The organism is Salinisphaera sp. T5B8 (genome assembly GCF_040361255.1).
Classification (GTDB): domain Bacteria; phylum Pseudomonadota; class Gammaproteobacteria; order Nevskiales; family Salinisphaeraceae; genus Salinisphaera.
Map to the genome: position 1 here is coordinate 1 of NZ_APNG01000036.1, position 21,452 is coordinate 21,452.

A 21,452-nucleotide genomic window follows, 5' to 3' on the forward strand; every position below is an offset into this window, starting at 1 on the left:
CACTCGTGCCCGGTCGATCGATGAGCGGCACGCAAGTCGCCCGTGTACTCGATGAGTTGGCACTGACCCGCGGCCTGCCGACGGTCATACGATCAGACAATGGGCCCGAGTTCATTGGCAAGGCCATGCTGAACTGGGCTCACCACAATGGTGTTCAGCTCAAGCAGATCGAGCCCGGCAAACCGAACCAGAACGCCTATATCGAGTCCTTCAACGGCCGCTTCAGAGACGAATGTTTAAACGAGCACTGGTTCGTAAGCCTCGCCCATGCCACCACGATCATCCGGGGCTGGCATCGAGAGTACAACGAAGAACGACCGAAGAAGGAACTCAGCGGGCTGACGCCCGCTGACTACGCTGCGCAGATGGCCGCAGAGGCGGCCATTTAAACCTTGGGACTCTGTATCGAAACGCTACTAAAACCGGGGTATGGTCGGAAGCTCAGTTGCCGCCGCAGCGCGAAGCGCGGAGGGAACCCAAAGCGCGGCAGCGCTTTGGGCGGTCAACTGCAGCGCCTCGTTAGGCAATCCATCTATAGCGAGCCAGGCTCTTCGTCACTTACATCCACTTCCCATTCTCCAACCCGGACTTTCCCTACATTGAGATATGGTTCCTCGGGATGTGGGTCAAAACTAGTCCCATACCCGTTTTTATTTAGCGTTGAAATAGCTCTGCGATTTGGTTCGTCGCCTTCATCACGGACGTATGCGCTAAAGATGGCGTGCGCGTGATCTACCTTCCGTTGGTCATCCTCTGACAGGTGGTTATAAACATCAGGAGCATTTATTGCGTCTCCTTCGTTGTCAGCGTCAGGACGCTCGATATTTTCGATCTCTTGCGCCGCTTTTCGTACATCGCCTATTGAGACAGGCTTCCACATAACTACTCCTTTCTTAGATATGCCTTCGGAAAATCATACTACGGCCTAACGCCTAAGCTCAGTTGTCGCCCCGCGGGGGCGATCAACTGCAGCGTACTGTTGGGCAACGCTGGATTTTTGACTATCTCAAGCAACTAACCATTTTTCGCACGGCTTCATTTGCGCCATCTCCACCCACTACCCACGTATCCTCGTCGTCATCCGGAAAGATAATCTGCATGGCCGGCTGCTGAGCGACCTCTAATAGAAAAGATCCAGCAACTTGAGTTGGCAGCTCTATGTCTAAAATATGAGCATCGGCATAAGCCGGCAAAGTGAGCGGCCGGTTATTCACGAAGTCGAACATGACATTGACGTTCGATCCTTGCCGGCGATTCCATTTATCTTTGTATAAATCGACGACGATTTTCTCGCGCTGGGGAGAGCCCTTTATTACTATATTCTGGCCCACATTTTTGTTTTCTACCGCGCTGATCATCGAGCAGTAAAAATTACCGCTCCGCGCTGTAAACGATGAAAATTGCCAAGCGCCGAACTCCGGACTAACCGATTTCGAATACGCACTGTTTATGCCTAGAGCGTACAAAACTACGCAAGCAATGATTGACCTAAATACGGGTTGATACGACATAATATGACCTTCGTTTAGCTCACGCCGAAGCTAAGCGGAAAAAACAACGATCCGAAGCGTTCCTGTGAATACTCCGTAGTAGCTCCAGGCTGGCTCTCCCATCACAAGAATGGATCTTTACGGTCTGTTTTCTGGGCACGAGCGTTAGAGCGACTGTCCTTCGCCTCGAGAGACCTAATTGACCTGCGAATATCGACGAGAACGAGGAATGGCCCCGTCATGATCGCTGAGACAAGGAATGCGACTAACGCGAAGAGGAGAGCACCAAGGATCCTGCCGCCTACTTCGGGCTCAAAAATTAACCCGGCTCCTTGCAGTACAGGAACAGCGTAGTAGTAGCCAGCCAAACTCGAAATCACCAGCATGATCCATAAATAGATCTCGATAAGCCAAGCGTATACGTCAACAATTAGCCTAGTAAGCATTCAACCTCCTTCCCGTGCGTCCTACATTTGTGCTCCTTGCATTGAAGACGCCCAACGCCTAAGCTCAGTTGACGCCGGAGCAGGCGCAGCCTGCGGAGGGAACCCGAAGCGCGCCAGCGCTTCGGGCGGTCAACTGCAGCGATATGTTGGGTGCTTTTACGCCGTTACGTTGTTCGAACCCAACCCATTTTCATCAACGGTTTGCATGGCATAGCGGCGGAACTCCAAGGGTTTTTCAATACCCGGAATCGGCGTGCGGCCGCCGCCAGTCCCACAGACGGCAATAGTTCCGAATCCAAAAATTCGACCAAGAATACTTTGATCTACGTTAAAACTTTCGACTTTGCTGTGGTTGAGTTCAACCGTTACACGCCGAATGAATCCGGTTTTAGCAATGACGCGCTTCGAGGTTACACCCAGTTCGGTTGTGAGCTTCGTTATGAGCGCTTTCAATAACCCGTATACCGAAGCAATAAAAAGGAAAAGGCCGAAAACCGGACCGATCCCAGACTCCTGCCCGCTACCAAAAAGAATAAAGGCGATAACCACCCCTAGGGCACCGTGTATAAAAATGAACCAATGGATATGCCCGCGATGGATCACGCGCTCATTGTTCATAAGGTTATTGTCTATATATCCCATCTATTTACTCCCCGTTTTAATTACCCAACGCCGAAGCTCAGTTGCCGCCGGAGCAGCCGAAGGCTGCGGACGGAACCCGAAGCGCGGCAGCGCTTCGGGCGGTCAGCTGCAGCGATTCGTTAGGCACTCCTGGCACGAACTAGCTCTTTAATTTTCTCGATCAACGCATCTTCAGGCGTTATTTCTTTAGCCGCACCATGGGTTGTATATATAACGAACCGCAGCGAATCCGCATCATCCTCCGTATCCACAAATCCGCTAACGAGATCAGTAAGCCATTGTTCGTTTTCACCTCGAGGTATCCCCCACTTAGCCTCTTGTCCATCTTCAATTGAAACAGGAACACCGTCGGAGTATTGGTCCTTTACCGCCGTAATGATCGCTTGCTTCTTGTCTTTAGATCGGCCAACGGTCATGCCGATATTATTTATGATGGCGGCGCGCGTTCCCACGTTAGTCGCCGATAGGAATACGAAGTCTTTCGGCGGATGTCCCGGGCCAATAACTTGGCGCAGGCCACACCAGCCTCTCAACTTAATCCGTTTAGAATCGCTGGCCAAGTAAAGTGCCGTACCAACCGCGGCAAAAGACGCAAGCGCGGAAAACCAACTGGCCAGTGACCCCCATTCAATGCTCATATTTGGTGCCTAACGCCCAAGCTCAGTTGCCGCCGTAGCGGGCGAAGCCCGCGGAGGGAACCCGAAGCGCGGCAGCGCTTTGGGCGGTCAACTGCAGCGACACGTTATATACGCGAGGCCAATCAAATACTGTTGATCAGCTGACGCCGACAGCTTCAGCGAACTGCGAGCCGAATTGCGTACGAACTAAATAGCCGTTTTCACATACCACGCTATATTTTTCTTCAAAGTATTTGTTCCTCAGCTCTTCGAGTTCAGGCCTACCTTCGACCCACTTATACCTTTCCTCGTTAGCCAAACTGGACGAGTAGTCGACCTCAACAAGCCCTAGACGTATCCAGTTATCAACCATTGCAGGCAACTCGGGCTGCACCGCTGGGCTACTACCTCCATCGCTCACTAATGGCAAGACGTGTTTCATTAACGCCATATGGCCCGGCATGCCTTCCGTTACGAGCCGTATTTCAGCAATAGGGTATAGATCCGACGTGCTAATTATTCCTTGCAGCAACCGAGCTTCGTCCGCGCCTAATTGTTTAATGATTTCTACAAACGCGGGATGCGCTTTTTTCGCGATACGATCGTCCATTGAGCAAGCTATCAGCTCAAGATACATTTCACGCAGCTCTGCCTCGTCATGGCTAAAAGCAAGGCCTTGTAGAGCCGGACCGGCGACTGAAGCCTTCGGCTCAGTTAGATGCTCAGGAGGAATGCCTTCAGTCTTTTCTTCTAAATCTGACGAAAACTTATTTGTGAAATAATTTCGCGCTTTTTCGAATCCAAAATTTAGCGCAGCTAGAGGCAATAGAGCATTATTTATTGTTTTCGTTACTGTTAATGCAGCCCTGCCTATATTTTCTCTAGCCTCTTTACCGTGCTCCGTACTTTCGATTGCACTGCCAGCGGATTTTGCGACGTCAAGTGTGTCTCGAATATTACCCATTACAACCCCCAAAACTCATCGATTGATATAACGCCTAAGCTCAGTGGTCGCCACGCAGTGGCGATCAACTGCGGCGCACTGTTAGAAGCTTCACGTTCACCCGCAGATCTAATGAGAAAGCTGCAAGTAACGCTCAAATGTTTTTTCGAGATCTTGCAGCTCTTTGTATAGCTGCTTCTTCGACTCGGCGCGTTCACGCGCTTTTTGCTTGCGCTCCTCTCCTACACCCAAATCCTGCAATTCGGCGGTTAACGTTTCGATATCGATAGCTGTACACCAGATCGCTTCGTGAATATAAGTACTGATGTGTTCATCGAACGTAAAACGCATACCTCGCGTTCCCAGCAGAAAGTTTTGTTGGGCTTCGATCGTCGGATTACCATTGCGTGCAATCGATCCCAAAAACTCCCTTACCGACTCGAACTGCGCATACCGCCGATCGAAGAGCTCGTGTTTTAATCGTTTCTGATTCGTTCTCCATTGCTGATATCCGATAAGTGCTGCGAGTATCGCAATTGTGGGCGTCAACGCGGCCGAGAGATATTGGAGCCAGCTGCTTATTCTGGGAACACAGTCCATTGCTTCTAACGCCTAAGCTCAGTTGCCGCCGGAGCAGCCGAAGGCTGCGGAGGGAACGCAAAGCGCGCCAGCGCTTTGGGCGGTCAACTGCAGCGATCTGTTATGTTTCAATTTCCCGCAGCTCAAAATGGCCCTTTAGTTTAGGCACCAGCTCGAATTTGGGTGGAGAGCCAGACGGCCAAGGAGCTTTTCGGGCTTCGATAAGCCACTGGCCAATTTTTTGATCGATTAGCTCACGACATGTGCTTCCCCAGAAGGAAGCCTTATCGATATTGACTTGGGTTACCTTTCCATTGGGCAGCTTAATGGACACAACTTCCCAAGATTTATAAAAAAAGTGATCGCGATCTGTAGCTGCGAGTTTTAACCCATACCCAGCGCCCGAAGAGCTGTGTTTCCCGTTGTTCCAAGCTGTAACCTTCATCTTTTCCCGCAGTTTTCATCAGGACATAACGCCTAAGCTCAGTTGTGGCCGCGCCAGCGGCCATCAACTGCAGCGATTCGTTATACATCTAAAGGCCAAATACGTTCACGTAAATATTTTTACCATCGTCCGTATTTTCGACCGTATACTCGATAGGGATATCGTTCGATCCTTTCGGGCCGTGGATGTGAAGCTCAGCCGCACATTCGTGTGCGCCAGTTTGTTCGTTGGTGCTGCTAGTTCTCACGGCTTCTACCGTGTAGCTAACGCGCTTTGCGAAATCCGCGCCGAGCTGACGTACCATTTCCTCGTCAGAAATTTCCTTTACGAGCCCTCGTACATTTTCGCTATTACAGCTTGGGACAGATTGTCCACACGCAGTAAGAAGCAAACTGCTAGCGATGCCAGCCCAATGAAAACGGTTAAGCATATTTCCCCCGATAACTCAATGTTTATTCCGTCACTCGTATAACGCCTAAGCTCAGCCGCCGCCGGAGCGGCCGAAGGCCGCGGAGGGGACCCAAAGCGCGCCAGCGCTTTGGGCGGTCGGCTGCAGCGACTCGTTGTACGTGAACTGCATCGATTGACGATCCCTCAAACTCGCCAGCGGACCCCGAAACTTGGCACGCCTGCAGAAAGAATGCGCCAAAACCAAACTTACCGCGAATACCCGCTGACGGGAAAGCGTCGAGCTGGCCGACGCCCGATAAAACAGCTTCAATTCGACGAATATCTAACGAAGCGGCCAAAGCGAGCTATTGGCGCGAACTTGCTACCCGACTCCAACGCTCAGCAGCCATACCAACCCACCGCCGTACAACGCCTAAGCTCAGTTGCCGGCCGAAGCGCGCCCGCGCTTTGGGCGGTCAACTGCAGCGTCTTGTTATGTACATTGAGCTATGCCGAAAGCTGAAACGGCGCTAAGTCATCTTCAGTAGCAGCGTAAATTTGTTCGTGCGAGTTCTCGAAGATCGCGCGGTTGTAAGCTGCGACCTCGTCTTCGCTTAGACCTTTATTATGCTCAACGTCTGAGCTTTCGCTTTCGGACATAAGGAGGGCAGCATTCGGAGAAACTGGATAGAAAAATTCTGTTTTATTCGGAATTTCGTTATTGGTTCCCAATGTGGCATGCGTATTAATAACTGGCTGGTCTCCAGCGATAAATCTGATCCCTGAAGGCGGCCGCAATATGACAGGGGAAAACTTAGATCTATCGGCGATGACCGAAAAAGCCATGTTTGTTGCAAAAACATGCCGCATAATTGTCCAGCAAGCATCTAGATTTACTGAAGCTAATTGCGGCAACTCAGAAAGATTCTTGAGAACATTAACCTTGATACGTTTCGTTCGGAAGTATTGCATACATAGATAATGGCAGAATGCCATCCTATGCTCGTCATCCCCAAAGAAGCTCACGTCACCTTCGCGAAGCTTCTCCATATAGGGGATCGATTCCTGCTCGATCATCGAGTGGAAATCCTCTTCCATATTGTTCATTGCAATATCGATGACTTCTTTCAGGGCATCTTCCGGGACGCCTCTGTCGATCAACGCGTCTCGAACTTTAAATATTGCTTGAAAAGTATCAATCCAACCCTCGTTTAGCTTCTTCAACAACCCGGCAGACTGTTGTACGGCTAACACTCTGATGTGCTCGATATCTTCGCTCGAGAGTTCCTCAACTCTGTAGAAGTCTCTCTCTTGACCGATATTCAGCGTTGAGGTTTCAAATGTCTTACGGCCCCTGAGGCACCAAACTTTCTCGTCAGCCCCCCATGCCGATAAATAATATTGCCAAACGTAATGATGCCGTCGCTTTTTGTCCACCTGCTACTCCTTGGCAAAAAGACATAACGCCAAAGCTCAGTTGCCGGCTGAAGCGCGGCAGCGCTTTGGGCGGTCAACTGCAGCGCTTCGTTAGCTGTACGTAAACTACATGCTTTTCTTTTGGGCATTTTCCGCAGCTTGTTTGGCGGCCCCACAAATGGCAGCGGCTATTGCGCTCGCTACATTTCCGCCACCAAGTACGAAATCGTTTTCAAACTCATATTCGCCAGATATATTGAGCGATACAATAGTGCCGTTTCCAGCGGCACAATCTTTGACCGGAACATACCACTTATACAGCGACACCGTATTAGTTCCAGATTGAGTAACTCGCCCAATTACCACTGCAATTAAGGTATCTCCTCTATTTTTTGTAAGATTTAACGATCCAGCCTGTGCTTCCCACGCACCACCCTCATCGGTGGTTGCCACAGTTATCCAACCCGTTGAAGCATAGGCAAAGTTGGCAGCGCAAAAAAACAACGCGACCGAGATAAGCAATACCTTCACGATTTCCCCTTTGTAACAGCTAACGCCTAAGTTCAGCCGAGTTTGAGGCGGTGACCCTTTTGCGGCAGCAAAATGGGCGACGGGTCAAACGTCGGCTGCAACGAAATGTTCGGTGCCCGTTCATCGAACACTCACACCTTGTTGCACGGACCGTAGGCACTCAGCGCTAAGGTCCACTAATCGACCTGATCTATCTCTGCGAACGCCCGCCATTATTACTTCGAGTGACGTTAGAGAAAAGGTGAACCAACGGCGCCCACCGTTATTCGCGTCTGGCACCTCAAGGCTCAAGTAGGGTGGCAGACCTCCACCTGGAGGCGTCGACTTCATGTGGTACCAAGACCCGGTTGCCTCCAAGTCTTCTACTGCGATCGATTCAAAGTATTTACCGATGCAAGGAGGAAACTTTAGTTGCTTGTCTCCGACCACCAAAGTCTGGGATGCCAGGTCGAGACTCACTCGTCCGTATGCGTCCGGAATACCATCTATAGCCCCAGATTCGCTGATCGAAAGCAGCCTATCCTGGTGCGATACCGCAAGCGTAGAAACGAACAGCAAGCTAAGGGCAACGAAAAACTTCACTGGGCACCTAACGCCTGAGTTCAGGTGCGCGCCTCGTGGCCTCCAGCGTAGCCGCTGGGGCTCGCCGCGTCACCTGCAACGACCGGTTAGGATTGCCTCCGAGACCGGCCAAGATAGGGCCTCTTCGAGGCCGTAAAACGCGAGTCACAGAATCGTTTAAATTCATGCCCTTAGTTAGATTTCACCCCACCTCTTAGTAAGGTGGGCTAGCCAGCCCCCTAAAAAGCAGTTCGACAGGCGCGGGAAAGGCCGGCAGATCGCCTGCCTGTGGTACCCGCAAACCTGGCTTTTGAGATACGCCGAGATGGTCCCCGTACCGGTAGAGCATGCTTCGCATTTCCACTAGCCGGATGGGAGTTGGTAACGGTAGGGCAGCGCGCACGGCCGCTGCGCCTGTCCGTCGCGCTGCTGGGCCGCCTGAGGCCCTACAGGCCGCTAAAAGCGACAATTCGCCCCACGATGCCGCCCTGCCTCGCCGAAGGATTCAAGCAGTGACTGACAGCCGATTCGCCCCACGATGCCAACCTGACGGCCTAACGCCGAAGCTCAGTTGCCGGCCGAAGCGCGCCAGCGCTTTGGGCGGTCAACTGCAGCGTATCGTTAGATTTATCAGACAACGTCACCATAGGCTTTTTTTAGTTCGAGAATAAGGCATTCGCTACGAGGCACGATGTATCGCTTGCCTACCGAATCCTCAAACCAGAAATTCCAATACGACGAACTTTCGCCGTCCGGGAACTGCACATAGAGATCCTCACGAACAATAGGTCGCTCGGTAAACTCACCCTCGCCTAAGCGCACGCCACCTGACTTATCCCCTAGTTGAACCGCCTCCCAGCCGCCTACCTCTAAATCCCCGCCGAAACGGGAAATAATGGCGGCGCGTCGACCGTGGTTTGTGGCCTTTACCACTATATGAGGTTGGCCGTAGGTGTATTCGGCCGTATAGAAGATCGCTTCCACCTTTATTTTGCTTCGATCCAGCACCGTCCCATAGAGCGAGAGTAGGAACCCTGCAATCGAGATAATCAGTGCACAAGCTGCAATGTAGCCAGAAGGTTCCACTTTATATCTAACGCCAAAGCTCAGTTGGCCATGCGGAGCGCAGCGGAGCATGGGTCAACTGGAGCGGATTGTTAGGCATTACGACCTAGCCTGTCGCGCCAAAGAAATTCGCAGCGATTAGCGCCGCTAACGCAGTGCAAAAACAAAACGCAATAAGCCACGCTTGAATGACCAGACGCTTACCATATTGACTGATGATCGGATCATTCAGGCGTCTATATTCGCGTTTAAATATGAAATTCCACGAAGGCGACCAGGTTCCGGCGTATTCGCCTGGCGCTGCCGACGGTGAGCCCAAACGCACCCATATTTGCCGATGATGTTCCGCCATGTAACTGAACAGTTTGTTCGCATCACGGTTGTGACAAATGATCAATACCCCGATCAGGATTAACAATGTGAAGATCACAAATCCCACTGGCTCTCCTCGTGACGCCTAACGCCTAAGCTCAGTTGCCGCCGGAGCAGCCGCAGGCTGCGGAGGGAACTCGAAGCGCGGCAGCGCTTTGGGCGGTCAACTGCAGCAGCTTGTTATATTTTATAGCCTTAGCAATTAATTGAGCCATAATAAATATCGAATTTTTTTGTTTTGTCAAAACGAAACTGGTCAAGGTCGAATATACGTCCGTCGATAAACACACTGCCTGCGGTGAATTGAATAGATATCGAATTTAGTTTCTTAGAGGTTACCGGGTATACAAGATAGAGCCAGTGGTTGAAATGATCGAACCGTGGAGGTTTTTGGTAAGTGACATGCATTTTCGATGGCTCGAAACTCTCTCCGTTATCACTGTTTTTTAGATGAATAAATTTCGGCTTCACAGTTACATTGTCGGCGTTGCTTCTCAATAGAATAGATACGACTATTGGCTCTTCGCTACTGTATGACGGTGCAACTTGAATATGCAGATTTCCAAGATTACGCACTAAAGCATCTTTACTAGCTCTATTGTATCCGCAGCTTACGGAGCTAGTCGGAACTCCATCCGCTGGATCTGGTTCGAGATAAGTGCGCGACGTCGGATAAAGCACGCAGCCTTGAGCGGCGAGAAGCATAAACACGCTTATTAGCCAAGTTAAACGCACCGACTTCTCCCAGGAATATAACGCCAAAGCTCAGTTGCCGGCCGAAGCGCGGCAGCGGTTTGGGCGGTCAACTGCAGCGACCTGTTGGGTTTCATTCTTTTATCAGGCGATCTAGCTTTTTAGACAGCTTGTCGAATTTCGACGACTTGGAAAATTTAACCTTGATGCCTTTTGAATCTTGCTGAATTTCGGAGACTCGTGCTTGAGTACCTGTCGGAAGTTCATCGAAGTTATGAACCCGGTACCAAGCGCCTTCTTTCGTAAGTATCCCATCTGCTTCGAGTCGCTCGAAGTCTGTCTCTTTGGCCATGCTACGAGCGTCGTCGGCAATTTTATGGAGCATTTTTTCTCGTTCTTCCGCGTCCATGCTTACTCCTTCAAATTCGATTCTGTTAATACCCAACGCCAATTCGACGACATCTGTAGGTATATCATACCGTTTATCGTCTACCTAATTCCGACTAGAACTCGCGCCATTTCGGTGTTGACGCGCTACCATGAGCGTTAGGTAGACACGAACAGGTGGCCAAATGCCGACACCCGCACCACAACAGCCGAAGCTCCTTGAACAGGTTCGCCAGCGTTTGCGTGTGGGTCATTACAGTCTCAGAACGGAGCAAACCTATCTCCCCTGGATAAAACGCTACATCCTTTTCCACGGCAAGCGCCACCCGCGCGAGATGGGCAAGGCAGAAATAGAAGCATTTCTTACGCATCTGGCGGTGGAGCGACACGTATCTGCGGCAACCCAGAATCAGGCGCTTAACGCGATTCTGTTCCTTTATCGCTCGGTGCTCGAAATTGATATGCCGTGGATGACCGATGTCGTTCGCGCGAAGCACAATCGTCGTATTCCGGTGGTGCTGAGCGTGCAGGAGGTCAAACGGGTACTCGCGCACTTGTCGGGCATCAACGAACTGATGGCGTCCCTGCTCTATGGCTCTGGCCTGCGTTTGATGGAAGCGGTACGGCTTCGCGTCAAAGACGTAGATTTCGACTATCGGCAGATCGTGGTTCGCGACGGTAAAGGTGCGAAGGATCGGGTTACGCCACTGCCGGAGCGTACAGTGGCGCCCCTCAAGGCGCAGATAGAACATGTCAAAACGCTGCACGAGCAGGACCTCGAGGCCGGATATGGTGAGGTCTATCTACCAAACGCCCTGGCTACGAAATATCCGAACGCGGCACGCGAACTCGCTTGGCAGTATGTTTTCGCGTCCGAACAGTTATCGCGCGACCCGCGCGCCGATACGACACGACGACACCACATCAATGAGAAGGGCCTGCAAAGAGCTGTAAAGGATGCCGTGCGCGCAGCCCAGGTCCATAAGAAGGCCAGCTGCCATACCTTTCGTCATTCATTTGCCACCCACCTTCTGGAGCGTAGCACCGATATCCGTACGGTGCAGGCATTACTGGGCCACAAGGATGTACGTACGACGATGATTTACACCCACGTATTGAAACGTGGCGGACACGGCGTCGTTAGCCCGTTGGACGCGTAAGGGCGATACGCGACGTTAACCGAAGGCTTGGTGCTGCGCGCCTATTGGCACAAGCGTGTGATTCGCCGTACGGCGTTGAACATATCAAGCCTGTTCCCAGGCTGACCGACACACTCGTGCGAGCCGGTGGCGCAGCGTATCTCAGCTTGAGCCGCCATGGCGCGCCACGACGTCCATGCGATCGAGCACCGCATGGGCCTGGCGCACGTGGCCGACCCGCCAGCAGTCGCTGGTGCGTGCCTGGGCGTCGGTGATCGGTCCGGCGACGTCGTGGCGGGCCGCACGGGCCTTGAGCGCACTGACGCGTTCGGGGGTGGCCGGGCAGCAGTCGAGATACTGCACCAGGCGTTTGGTGACCAGGTTTACGATCGCCAGCAGCGCCAGCACGATGCCGGGCATGAGGGTCCATACATCGACGGCGGCATTGGCATGGCTCAGCCCGGCCATCACGCAGATCACGCTATAGCCGAAGCCGGCCATGAATACGCCGAGCGACGGCAGCCGCCGCAGGGCGACCAGCAGCACCAGCGCGCCGCGGGGTTCGTGGTTTTCCAGGACGAACGGCGCCTGGTCGGGCCAGTCGTCCATGTTTCCGCTGGTGAGTGGCGGCGACAGGTCGCCTACGAGCATACGTTCGTTATACATGTTCTATTCCTCTCGCCCGCGCGGCGCCGTGGCCGCTGCGGTTTGGGTGTTCGTTTGAAGCCGGCATGGGAGCGGGCCGCGGTTACGCGGGGCTGGCCGGCTGTTGGCAACCCGCGGGCTGCGGTTTGCTCAGCGAGTGCGAAGGGTGAAGCCCGAATCGCTGCGATTCCATCCGTACAAGGCGGGATATTTCGCCGGACGAGCGGTCAATTTCGCCGCACTGGCGTATTACACACATAAAAAAGGCCCGCCGAAGCGGGCCTTCAATAACGAGCGTGAGCCGCCCTATTTCTTGATGCCGCCCTTGGTGAGGTCGGCCGGGTCGAGCAGGCGGTCGATCTCTTCTTCGCTGAGATCGGTCTGCTCCAGGGTCAGCTCCTTGATGGGCTTGCCTTCCTTGTACGCCTGCTTGGCGATGGCCGCGCCCTTGTCGTAGCCGATGACCGAGTTGAGTGCGGTGACCAGAATCGGGTTCTTCGACAGCGCATCGTCCAGATTGTCCTGGTTGACGGTAAAGCTGGCGATGGCCTTGTCGGCCATGACCTGGCTGGTATTGGCCAGCAGTTCGATGGACTGCAGCAGGTTGTAGGCGATCACCGGCAGCATGACGTTGAGCTGGAAGTTGCCGGACTGGCCGGCGACGGTAATCGTGCTGTCGTTGCCGATGACCTGGGCGGAGACCATGGCGGCGGCTTCCGGGATCACCGGGTTGACCTTGCCGGGCATGATGCTGGAGCCGGGCTGCAGCGCTTCCAGCTGGATTTCCCCCAGGCCGGCGAGCGGGCCGGAGTTCATCCAGCGCAGGTCGTTCGCGATCTTCATCATGGACACGGCAATGGTCTTGAGCTGGCCGGAGAGCTCCACCGCGGCGTCCTGCGACGACAGGCTTTCGAAGTAGTTGCTGCTGGTTTCAAAGCGGCAACCGCTGGCCTTGCCAATCGCCTTGGCGAAACGCTCGCCGAATTCGGGATGGGCATTGATGCCGGTGCCCACGGCCGTACCGCCCTGGGCCAGGCGGCGCATACGCGGCAGTGCGGCTTCCACACGGGCGATACCGGAATCGATCTGCGCGGCCCAGCCGCCCAGCTCCTGGTCAAAGCGTACCGGCATGGCATCCATGAGATGGGTACGCCCGGTCTTGACGACCTCCGAGAGCTCTTCGCCCTTCTTGCGCAGCGTGTCGCGCATGTGCGTGAGTGCGGGCAGCAGCTTGCGCTCGCATTCGATGACGGCTGCAACGTGGATGGAGGTCGGGATCACGTCGTTGGACGACTGGCCCATGTTGACGTGGTCGTTCGGGTGCACGGTCTGGCCGGCGGCTTCGGTGGCCAGATGGGCGACCACCTCGTTGGTGTTCATGTTGGTCGACGTGCCCGAACCGGTCTGAAAGATATCGACCGGGAAATGATCGTCGTACTGGCCTTCGGCCACGGCCGTGGCGCTGTCGATGATGGCCTGGGCGATATCGCCGTCCAGCAGTTCCAGGTCGCGGTTGACCTCGGCCGCACTGGCCTTGATCAGGCCCAGGGCGTTGATCATGGCGCGCGGCGCACGCAGATCCGAGATCGGAAAATTGTCGACCGCACGCTGCGACTGGGCGCCCCAGAGCGCATCGGTGGGCACCTTGAGCTCGCCCATGCTGTCTTTTTCGATCCGGTAATCGTTATCTGCGGCCATCGAATGCTCCTTCATTTTCAAAGCTTGGCGGCCGGGCGGCGCCCGCGCCGGGATGAAATCACGTATGCGCAGACAAGGCCACGCACGACGCATGAATTCGGTAGAATCCGCGATTCTATCACCGACTATTGCAACCTCCGATTGCGTTCGGCCTGCTAGGCCACGCGCGGCGGTCGCCACAGCGTTTACGCGCTGACGGCCCGCCCAGCCGCGCCAAACGCAGCCGGAGCGATCGACGGTTACACAACGGGAACACCTGCTCATGGCCATGCAACTGACCGCGCTGTCCGCTATTTCGCCGATCGACGGCCGTTATGCGGATAAAACCTGGGATCTGCGCTCGATCTGTAGCGAATATGGCTTGATCCGCTACCGCCTGATCGTCGAGATCCGTTGGCTACAGGCGTTGGCGGCCGAACCCGAAGTCGGCGATATCGCGCCCTTTTCGGCCGAGGCGACCGAATTTCTGGACAGTTTGATCCACGAGTTCGATATCAACGAAGGCCAGCAGGTCAAGTCCATCGAGGACACGACCAATCACGACGTCAAGGCCGTCGAATACTACCTGCGCAACAAGATCAAGAACTTCGAGGAAATCGCGCACGTCAACGAGTTCATTCACTTCGGTTGCACGTCGGAAGACATCAATAACCTCGCTTATGCGCAGATGCTGCGTGACGCGCGCGATGACAATCTGCTGCCCGCCATCGATCGGGTGATCGAGTCCATCGCTGCACTCGCCGAAGCCCATGCCGATACGCCGATGCTTTCGCGCACGCACGGCCAATCCGCCTCGCCCACCACCCTGGGCAAGGAAATGGCGGTGTTCGTACAGCGTTTGACCCGCCAGCGCGCCCTGCTCGCCGAAGTCACGATCTTCGGCAAGATGAACGGCGCGGTCGGCAATTACAACGCCCACTTCGCGGCCTATCCGAATGCCGACTGGCCCGGCATTGCCACGCGCTTCATCCGTGGTATGAATCTGGAGGTCAGCCCGGCGACCACGCAGATCGAGCCGCACGACTTCATCGCCGAGTTCTTCCATGCGCTCATGCGCGTGAACACGGTGCTGCTGGATTTCGCCAAGGACATCTGGGGCTATATTTCGCTGGGCTATTTCAAGCAGGCCACGGTCGAGGGCGAAGTGGGCTCGTCGACCATGCCGCACAAGGTCAACCCCATCGATTTCGAGAATGCCGAGGGCAATCTGGGCCTGGCGAACGCGATCATGGATCATCTGGCCGCCAAACTGCCCATCTCCCGCTGGCAGCGCGACCTGACCGACTCCACCGTGCTGCGCAATCTCGGCGTGGGCCTGGCGCATGGCGGCGTAGCCTATGCATCGCTGCTCAAGGGCATCAACAAGCTCGAAGCCAACCCGGCGCGCCTGGATGCCGATCTGGAAGACAACTGGATCGTGCTCGCCGAAGCGGTGCAGACGGTCATGCGTATTCGCGGCATCAGCGGTGCCTACGAGCAGCTCAAGGCGCTCACCCGCGGCAAGGTCATCGACGCCACCGCGATGCGCGATTTCATCGAATCGCTGGATATTCCGGCCGATGACAAGGCCCGACTCAAGGCCATGCGCCCGCACGACTACGTGGGCAACGCGCCCGCGCAGGCGCGCGCGATTCGCGGCACCCAAGGCTAAACCGTATGGATGTATTCGAAGCCATTTCCACGCGCCGTTCGGTGCGCCATTTCGATCCGGACCATCGCATGGCCGAGGACGAAGTGCGCGAGCTCATGGAGCACGTACTGCTCTCGCCGACGGCCTTCAATATCCAGAACTGGCGCTTTGTGGCGGTCGAAAACGACGAGCTGCGCGCCGAAATACGCAAGGCCGCCTGGGATCAGGCCCAGGTGACGGAATGCTCGCTGCTGCTCGTGCTGTGTCTGGATCTGAAAAGCTGGGCCAAGTCACCGGAACGCTACTGGCGCAACGCGCCGACCGCGGTGGCTGAAAGCATGGTCCGCGAGATCAAGCACTTCTATCGCGACGACGAATGCCTCCAGCGCGACGAAGGCATGCGCTCCTGTGGCATGGCCGCGCAGACCGCCATGCTCGTCGCCCGCGCGATGGGCTACGACTCCTGCCCGATGGACGGCTTCGATTTCAAGCGCGTGGGTCATCTGATCAACCTGCCACCGGATCATCGCATCTGCATGATGATCTGTATCGGCAAGACGTTGCAGGGCGCCCATCCACGCAGCGGCCAGCTCGCGCTCGACGATGTACTCATGCGCGACCGCTTCCCCGACAGCGAATACGACGCCGACTGATCGCGCCGCGGCGCCGGCCTATTCCTCCGGCGGCACCGCTTCGTATTCGCGAATCCGCTCGCGAATGGTTTCGGGCACGCGCATGCTCGTCTGCGCGCCGAAATCGAACCACACCACCACGGTGTTGTAGACCGCGATCACGTCGTCGGTTTCGGCAAAGAACAGGCACTGCTCCAGCTCGAAACTGCTGCGACCGATGCGCTTGACCCGCGTGCCGATTTCCACATCCGCCGGAAAGCGCAGCTGCTGGCGAAAGCTGCAGCGCAGATCGGCCAGGATCGGCCCGTCGCTGGTCTGTGTATCGCCGCCGTCGGAAATCATGTGGATGTAGTCGATCCGCCCGTCTTCCGAGTAGCGGTAGAACACGGTGTTGTTCACATGCCCGAGGCTGTCCATTTCGCCCCATTTCACGGTGATGGGCACGTAGTGAACATAATCGGAACGGGTCGGTTGACGCATGAAGGCTCCCGAAAGACTTGGTATCGGCTCAACCGGCGCGCAGGCGCCGACGACCAGATTACGAGCGCCTGGTCGCGCATACGTCGCCTACTGGGCGCGCACATCGCGCTTGGCCTCGCGCTGGGGCGCTATCGTCGCCTACCAGGCCCACTGGCGACAACTATTGCTTGTGCACGGCCATTCAATGCTTAGCGCAGACGTGCATCGGCTTTCCATACGCTGGCGTATTGACACGCCGCGGCATATCCGCAACATTATACGAAAGGCTTATGATGCAGCGCCGCATGACCAAATCGCAGAAAGTGATGCTAAGCGCCCAGGACTGGGCCGAAGCCGCGCTCGACGCCATCGGGCGGCGCGGCGTGGAAGGCGTGGCGGTCGAACCGATCGCGCGCGAACTCGGTGTGACCAAGGGCAGCTTCTACTGGCACTTCCCCAACCGGGAAGCCCTGCTCGTGGCCGCACTCCAGCGCTGGGAAGCGCGTGAAACCGATGAAGTGCTCGACCGCGTACAACAGGAGACGGATCCACGTGCGCGGGTCAAACGACTCATTACGGAAGTGAACACCTCGAAGAAGGCGAGCCGGATCTACAGCGCGCTCTCAAGCGCGACCAAACCGGCATTCGTGCGTGATTACGTCGAACGGGTCTCCAAGCGCCGGCTGGATTTCATTATCGACAGCTACGCCGCTCTGGGCCTGTCGGCCGACAACGCGCGCCGGTGGGCGCTGATGACGTTTTCGGTGTTCCTCGGCTCCCTGCAGATCCGGCGTGATCTGCCGGGGGAATGGCCGAACGCCGACGAGCCGGCGTTCGCCGAATACGTGCGGTTCTTGATGGTGAGCCTGATGCCATCAGAGCTGGACGCCGCAAACAACACGCCGGCACCGGATGTGCCGGAATGGTTCGCCCGTCGCGGCGGCCACGGATTTTAAACGGGAGGTTGTGATGACAGCTTTAATATCGATACTGGTCGCGATTGCGGCCGTCTGGACGCTGGCTTATGTCGGCGCATCCCTGGCGGTCTGGAGTGCAGCGGTCGTGGTTTATTTCGTGGCGCTGGCCGCGGTTGGCGCTATCGGATGGCCCGGCATCATTGTTGCGGCAGTGATCTTCGTGCCGATTCTGGCCATCTTCAATACCAAGAGCCTGCGCAAGAAGCTCGTCACCGCACCGGTGTTCAAAGGCTTCAAGGCCGTACTGCCGCCGATGTCGGACACCGAGCGCGAAGCGCTGGAAGCCGGCAGCACCTGGTGGGAAGCCGAGATGTTTCGCGGCAAGCCTGACTGGAAATACCTGCTTGACTTCAAGCGTACCCAGCTGACCGCCGAGGAACAGTCGTTTCTGGACAACGAAACCGAAACGCTGTGCGCCATGCTCGACGAATGGGAAATCATGTCCGAGCTCAAGGACATCCCGGAAGAAGGCTGGAAGTACATTCGCGAGAACAAGTTCTTCGCCATGCTCATCCCCAAGGAGCACGGCGGCCTTGGTTTTTCTGCCGTGGCCCAGTCCACGATCGTGGCCAAGATCGCCTCGAGCTCGCTGACCACGGCCGTGACCGTGATGGTGCCGAACTCGCTCGGCCCGGGCGAACTGCTCGTGCATTACGGCACCAAGGAACAGCAGCAGAAATGGCTGCCCGGCCTGGCCGACGGTAGCGAAATTCCCTGCTTCGGCCTGACCGGCCCGGAAGTCGGCTCGGACGCCGGCGCGCTGCCGGATACCGGCATCGTGTGCCGCGGCGAATACAACGGCGAAGAAGTGCTGGGCATGAAGCTCACCTTCTCCAAGCGCTGGATCACCCTCGCCCCGGTGGCTACGGTCATCGGTCTGGCCTTCAAGCTGTATGACCCGGACGGTCTGCTTGGCGACGAGAACAAGACCGAATACGGCATCACCTGTGCCCTGATCTCGGCCGACGAGCCGGGCGTGGAAATCGGCCGTCGTCATGCCCCGGGCGCGTTCATGAACGGCCCGATCTACGGCAAGGACGTGTTCGTGCCGCTCGACGCCATCATCGGCGGCAAGGAAAAAGCCGGCGGTGGCTGGCGCATGCTGGTGGAATGCCTGTCGGCCGGTCGTGGCATCTCGCTGCCGGCCCTGTCCTCGGCTGCGGCCAAGTCGGCCTATCGCATGACCGGCGCCTTCGGTCGCATCCGTCGCCAGTTCAAGGTGTCGGTCGGCAAGTTCGAAGGCGTGCAGGAAGCGACCGCTCGTATCGGCGGGCTCAACTACAAGATGGAAGCCTCGCGTATCTTCACTGCGTCCGGTGTCGATCAGTGCACGCCGAGTGTGGTCACGGCCATGGCCAAGTACCACATGACCGAGTGGATGCGCCAGATCGTCAACGACTCGATGGACGTCCACGGCGGTCGCGGTATCCAGCAGGGCCCGCGCAACTATCTGTTCGGCTCCTATCAGTCGGTGCCGATCGCGATCACGGTCGAGGGTGCGAACATTCTCACCCGTAGTCTGATGATCTTCGGCCAGGGCGCCATCCGCTGCCATCCGTTCGTCTTCCCGGAAATGGAAGCGGCCCGCAAGGACGATCTGGACGAGTTCGACCACCTGCTGTGGTCGCATGTCGGCCATTCGGTGAACCGTGCCGCGCGCACGCTCACGTTTGGTCTGTCCGGTTCGATCACCGCCAAGGCACCGGTCGACGGCGTGGCTGCGCCCTACTATCGCAAGCTCGAGCGTTTCTCCTCGGCGCTGGCGATCTGTTCGGACATCACCATGGGCATGCTCGGCGGCGAGCTGAAGAAGAAGGAACTGCTCTCCGCGCGTCTGGGTGATGTGCTCTCCGAGCTGTACTTCGGTTCGGCCACGCTCAAGTTCTTTTACGACGAAGGCAAGAACGAGCCGGAAGACATCGCCCATCTGCAATACGTGATGGAAGATTGCCTGCACAAGATCGAAGAGGCCTTCGACGGCTTCTTCCGCAACTTCCCGAACGCATTCGTGGGTGGCGCGATGCGCGTACTGGTGTTCCCGACCGGCCGCCGTCACAAGGGCCCGAGCGACAAGCTCATCAATGCCCTGGGTGACTGCATTCTGGAACCGTCGGAATTCCGCGATCGCATGACCGCCAACATCTATATCGGCAAGGATTCGCACAGCGCCACCGGCCGTATGGAAAACGCGTTCAACAAGCTCGTGGAAGTCGAGGATGTCTACAACAAGTTCGCCAAGGCCGTCGTCAAGGGCGAGGCGGAAGGCTTCACTGTGGACGCGCAGCTCAAGTCGGCTGTGAGCAACGGCGTACTCACCGACGCCGAGGCCCGGCAGGTCAAGGAATACGACGACCTGCGCTACGACGCCATCCTCACCGACGCGTTCAGCAAGGAATACTTGCGGGATCCCGTCAATCACAAGCACGAGGACCAGCGTCTGCAGTCGCGCGTGGCCTAGCCCACGACTGGTAAGCGCACCGCTTTTCGCGGTACAAGGCCTGGGTGTTCTCACCCGGGCCTTTTTTTATGTCCGACGACCTGCGCGCTGCCTTCGAGGCCACCGACTATCGCGTCTTTCTCGACGGTGACAGCCACGTGCTTCGAATCGGCGCGCCCTGCCCCGAACCCATTGCCCGCTGGCTAACCCACCGAGCCTTCACGGACTGCGCCTGGCTGGTTACTGCCTATAACCCGGATGCCGAGCAGATCGACGAAGCGAGCAACCGTGCCCGCGATGCGCTGCTACGAGACTGGGCCGACCGCCGCGCCAGCGCCTGGCTGGAAACGGTCAATCAGGACCCAAGCGGCGAGTGGCCTGACGAACCGGGTGTGCTCGTGGCGGGCATCGAGGAAGGCGAGGTGCAGTCACTCGCAAGAAGGCTGGACCAAGCCGCCATAGTCTTGATCTGCGATCGCAAAAGCGCCCGGTTGGTCTGGTCCTATTAGAGCTGGCGCAATTTTGAAAGCCCGCGCTATAGCCACCTCAGCAGGTCGACGCGCCCACGCGCGCCGAGATTTCGTGAACGCGGGCATAGGCATACTGGGGCCAACTCACGAAACGGAAAAAATCGTACGCTAAGCCTCGCGAGGCGTGCGTAGCGGCCGAAAACGGCCGCGCTCGACCCGCTTATTCTGCTGCCAGACATAATCGCCGGTGAGATTGATGTGCTCCCAGCCCAGTGGCGAGAGATGAGGCAACAGTTCTACATCGACGGGTTGTCCGGAATCCGCTAGCGCTTGGACTGCCCGCTCCATGTAGACCGTGTTCCACAGGATGATGGCGTTGACCACGAGATTTAGCCCGCTGGCGCGGTAGCGCTGATTCTCGTAACTGCGGTCGCGGACCTCGCCCAGCCGGTTCAAGAAGACGGCACGCGCCAGCGCGTTCTTGGCCTCGCCCTTGTTCAGGCCCACTTGTACGCGCCGGCGCAGGTCGATGTTTTGCATCCAGTCGAGCGCGAACAGGGTGCGTTCGATGCGGCCCAGCTCACGCAACGCGATTGCCAACCCGTTCTGGCGCGGGTAACTGCCGAGTTTGCGCAGCATCAGCGAAGCCGTCACCGTGCCCTGCTTGATCGAGGTTGCCAGGCGCAGAACCTCGTCCCAGTGCGCTCGAATATGCCGGACGTTGATACGCCCGCCGATCATGCCCCCGAGTGTCGGATATTGGCTTTTTTTTTTTTTTTTTTTTTTTT

23 protein-coding genes are annotated in these 21,452 nt (G+C 56.4%); 7 read left to right on the plus strand and 16 right to left on the minus strand.

The window, feature by feature from the left end:
* Nucleotides 1-389 (plus strand): integrase core domain-containing protein (locus tag T5B8_RS19215; RefSeq protein ID WP_353180919.1); only part of this gene is annotated, 389 nt, incomplete at its 5' end.
* A 143-nt stretch (nt 390-532) separates the two neighbouring features.
* Here the strand turns inward: T5B8_RS19215 and T5B8_RS19220 are convergent.
* The 12 genes from T5B8_RS19220 to T5B8_RS19275 all read right to left on the minus strand — a co-directional run bounded on the left by T5B8_RS19220 (nt 533) and on the right by T5B8_RS19275 (nt 10,599).
* A complete protein-coding gene (locus T5B8_RS19220; RefSeq protein ID WP_353180920.1) occupies nt 533-880 on the minus strand; it encodes a hypothetical protein in 348 nt (115 codons plus the stop codon).
* Between the two features lie 121 nt (nt 881-1,001).
* Entirely contained in the window at nt 1,002-1,511 is a 510-nt protein-coding gene (locus T5B8_RS19225; RefSeq protein WP_353180921.1) for a hypothetical protein, read from the minus strand.
* 581 nt (nt 1,512-2,092) lie between these two features.
* Entirely contained in the window at nt 2,093-2,554 is a 462-nt protein-coding gene (locus tag T5B8_RS19230) for a PH domain-containing protein (protein WP_353180922.1), read from the minus strand.
* 143 nt (nt 2,555-2,697) lie between these two features.
* Complete coding sequence (locus T5B8_RS19235) at nt 2,698-3,216, minus strand: hypothetical protein (protein ID WP_353180923.1); 519 nt, start codon at nt 3,214-3,216, stop codon at nt 2,698-2,700.
* 136 nt (nt 3,217-3,352) lie between these two features.
* Nucleotides 3,353-4,159 (minus strand): DUF4393 domain-containing protein, encoded by an 807-nt coding sequence (locus T5B8_RS19240; RefSeq protein ID WP_353180924.1) that lies wholly within the window; start codon nt 4,157-4,159, stop codon nt 3,353-3,355.
* A 108-nt stretch (nt 4,160-4,267) separates the two neighbouring features.
* Nucleotides 4,268-4,687, minus strand: coding sequence for a hypothetical protein (locus T5B8_RS19245; protein ID WP_353180925.1), 420 nt, complete (start codon nt 4,685-4,687; stop codon nt 4,268-4,270).
* A gap of 151 nt (nt 4,688-4,838) precedes the next feature.
* Complete coding sequence (locus T5B8_RS19250) at nt 4,839-5,162, minus strand: hypothetical protein (protein ID WP_293617704.1); 324 nt, start codon at nt 5,160-5,162, stop codon at nt 4,839-4,841.
* A gap of 897 nt (nt 5,163-6,059) precedes the next feature.
* Entirely contained in the window at nt 6,060-6,989 is a 930-nt protein-coding gene (locus tag T5B8_RS19255) for a DUF4238 domain-containing protein (RefSeq protein ID WP_353180926.1), read from the minus strand.
* Between the two features lie 105 nt (nt 6,990-7,094).
* Nucleotides 7,095-7,499: a hypothetical protein gene (locus T5B8_RS19260; protein ID WP_353180927.1), complete on the minus strand. Its 405-nt coding sequence runs from the start codon at nt 7,497-7,499 to the stop codon at nt 7,095-7,097.
* A 1,191-nt stretch (nt 7,500-8,690) separates the two neighbouring features.
* Nucleotides 8,691-9,197: a hypothetical protein gene (locus tag T5B8_RS19265; RefSeq protein ID WP_353180928.1), complete on the minus strand. Its 507-nt coding sequence runs from the start codon at nt 9,195-9,197 to the stop codon at nt 8,691-8,693.
* Nucleotides 9,198-9,231: 34 nt separating this feature from the next.
* Nucleotides 9,232-9,564, minus strand: a complete 333-nt coding sequence (locus tag T5B8_RS19270) for a hypothetical protein (RefSeq protein ID WP_353180929.1) — start codon at nt 9,562-9,564, stop codon at nt 9,232-9,234.
* Nucleotides 9,565-10,323: 759 nt separating this feature from the next.
* Entirely contained in the window at nt 10,324-10,599 is a 276-nt protein-coding gene (locus tag T5B8_RS19275; RefSeq protein WP_353180930.1) for a hypothetical protein, read from the minus strand.
* Between the two features lie 163 nt (nt 10,600-10,762).
* Here T5B8_RS19275 and T5B8_RS19280 point away from each other — a divergent pair, with 163 nt between their 5' ends.
* On the plus strand, nt 10,763-11,737 hold the full coding sequence (locus tag T5B8_RS19280) for an integron integrase (RefSeq protein WP_353180931.1): 975 nt from the start codon (nt 10,763-10,765) through the stop codon (nt 11,735-11,737).
* Between the two features lie 141 nt (nt 11,738-11,878).
* Here T5B8_RS19280 and T5B8_RS19285 read toward each other — a convergent pair whose 3' ends face one another.
* Both T5B8_RS19285 and T5B8_RS19290 read right to left on the minus strand, forming a co-directional pair.
* A complete protein-coding gene (locus tag T5B8_RS19285; protein ID WP_353180932.1) occupies nt 11,879-12,382 on the minus strand; it encodes a hypothetical protein in 504 nt (167 codons plus the stop codon).
* 285 nt (nt 12,383-12,667) lie between these two features.
* A complete protein-coding gene (locus tag T5B8_RS19290; RefSeq protein WP_353180933.1) occupies nt 12,668-14,059 on the minus strand; it encodes a class II fumarate hydratase in 1,392 nt (463 codons plus the stop codon).
* Between the two features lie 268 nt (nt 14,060-14,327).
* Between T5B8_RS19290 and purB the strand changes: the two genes are divergently transcribed.
* Together purB and T5B8_RS19300 are read left to right on the plus strand one after the other, a co-directional pair.
* Nucleotides 14,328-15,710, plus strand: a complete 1,383-nt coding sequence (purB, locus tag T5B8_RS19295; protein WP_353180940.1) for an adenylosuccinate lyase — start codon at nt 14,328-14,330, stop codon at nt 15,708-15,710.
* Nucleotides 15,711-15,715: 5 nt separating this feature from the next.
* Nucleotides 15,716-16,342 carry a nitroreductase family protein gene (locus tag T5B8_RS19300; RefSeq protein WP_353180934.1) on the plus strand — a complete coding sequence of 209 codons (627 nt, stop codon included), beginning with the start codon at nt 15,716-15,718 and terminating at the stop codon, nt 16,340-16,342.
* A gap of 18 nt (nt 16,343-16,360) precedes the next feature.
* Here the strand turns inward: T5B8_RS19300 and T5B8_RS19305 are convergent, their stop codons facing one another.
* Complete coding sequence (locus T5B8_RS19305; RefSeq protein ID WP_353180935.1) at nt 16,361-16,801, minus strand: acyl-CoA thioesterase; 441 nt, start codon at nt 16,799-16,801, stop codon at nt 16,361-16,363.
* 269 nt (nt 16,802-17,070) lie between these two features.
* Here T5B8_RS19305 and T5B8_RS19310 point away from each other — a divergent pair, with 269 nt between their 5' ends.
* The 3 genes from T5B8_RS19310 to T5B8_RS19320 all read left to right on the plus strand — a co-directional run bounded on the left by T5B8_RS19310 (nt 17,071) and on the right by T5B8_RS19320 (nt 20,703).
* On the plus strand, nt 17,071-17,736 hold the full coding sequence (locus T5B8_RS19310; RefSeq protein ID WP_353180936.1) for a TetR/AcrR family transcriptional regulator: 666 nt from the start codon (nt 17,071-17,073) through the stop codon (nt 17,734-17,736).
* Between the two features lie 13 nt (nt 17,737-17,749).
* Nucleotides 17,750-20,215, plus strand: a complete 2,466-nt coding sequence (locus tag T5B8_RS19315) for an acyl-CoA dehydrogenase (RefSeq protein WP_353180937.1) — start codon at nt 17,750-17,752, stop codon at nt 20,213-20,215.
* 68 nt (nt 20,216-20,283) lie between these two features.
* A complete protein-coding gene (locus tag T5B8_RS19320; RefSeq protein ID WP_353180938.1) occupies nt 20,284-20,703 on the plus strand; it encodes a DUF3293 domain-containing protein in 420 nt (139 codons plus the stop codon).
* A gap of 129 nt (nt 20,704-20,832) precedes the next feature.
* Here the strand turns inward: T5B8_RS19320 and T5B8_RS19325 are convergent.
* On the minus strand, nt 20,833-21,452 hold a 620-nt coding region (locus tag T5B8_RS19325; RefSeq protein WP_353180939.1), incomplete at its 5' end, for a Tn3 family transposase.

Coding starts and splice junctions, on each gene's coding strand:
- T5B8_RS19220 (WP_353180920.1), bottom strand. CDS start 880: ATGTGGAAGCCTGTCTCAATAGGCGATGTACGAAAAGCGGCGCAAGAG.
- T5B8_RS19225 (WP_353180921.1), bottom strand. CDS start 1,511: ATGTCGTATCAACCCGTATTTAGGTCAATCATTGCTTGCGTAGTTTTG.
- T5B8_RS19230 (WP_353180922.1), bottom strand. CDS start 2,554: ATGAACAATGAGCGCGTGATCCATCGCGGGCATATCCATTGGTTCATT.
- T5B8_RS19235 (WP_353180923.1), bottom strand. CDS start 3,216: ATGAGCATTGAATGGGGGTCACTGGCCAGTTGGTTTTCCGCGCTTGCG.
- T5B8_RS19240 (WP_353180924.1), bottom strand. CDS start 4,159: ATGGGTAATATTCGAGACACACTTGACGTCGCAAAATCCGCTGGCAGT.
- T5B8_RS19250 (WP_293617704.1), bottom strand. CDS start 5,162: ATGAAGGTTACAGCTTGGAACAACGGGAAACACAGCTCTTCGGGCGCT.
- T5B8_RS19265 (WP_353180928.1), bottom strand. CDS start 9,197: ATGCTCCGCTGCGCTCCGCATGGCCAACTGAGCTTTGGCGTTAGATAT.
- T5B8_RS19275 (WP_353180930.1), bottom strand. CDS start 10,599: ATGGACGCGGAAGAACGAGAAAAAATGCTCCATAAAATTGCCGACGAC.
- T5B8_RS19280 (WP_353180931.1), top strand. CDS start 10,763: ATGCCGACACCCGCACCACAACAGCCGAAGCTCCTTGAACAGGTTCGC.
- T5B8_RS19285 (WP_353180932.1), bottom strand. CDS start 12,382: ATGTATAACGAACGTATGCTCGTAGGCGACCTGTCGCCGCCACTCACC.
- T5B8_RS19290 (WP_353180933.1), bottom strand. CDS start 14,059: ATGGCCGCAGATAACGATTACCGGATCGAAAAAGACAGCATGGGCGAG.
- purB (WP_353180940.1), top strand. CDS start 14,328: ATGCAACTGACCGCGCTGTCCGCTATTTCGCCGATCGACGGCCGTTAT.
- T5B8_RS19300 (WP_353180934.1), top strand. CDS start 15,716: ATGGATGTATTCGAAGCCATTTCCACGCGCCGTTCGGTGCGCCATTTC.
- T5B8_RS19305 (WP_353180935.1), bottom strand. CDS start 16,801: ATGCGTCAACCGACCCGTTCCGATTATGTTCACTACGTGCCCATCACC.
- T5B8_RS19310 (WP_353180936.1), top strand. CDS start 17,071: ATGATGCAGCGCCGCATGACCAAATCGCAGAAAGTGATGCTAAGCGCC.
- T5B8_RS19315 (WP_353180937.1), top strand. CDS start 17,750: ATGACAGCTTTAATATCGATACTGGTCGCGATTGCGGCCGTCTGGACG.
- T5B8_RS19320 (WP_353180938.1), top strand. CDS start 20,284: ATGTCCGACGACCTGCGCGCTGCCTTCGAGGCCACCGACTATCGCGTC.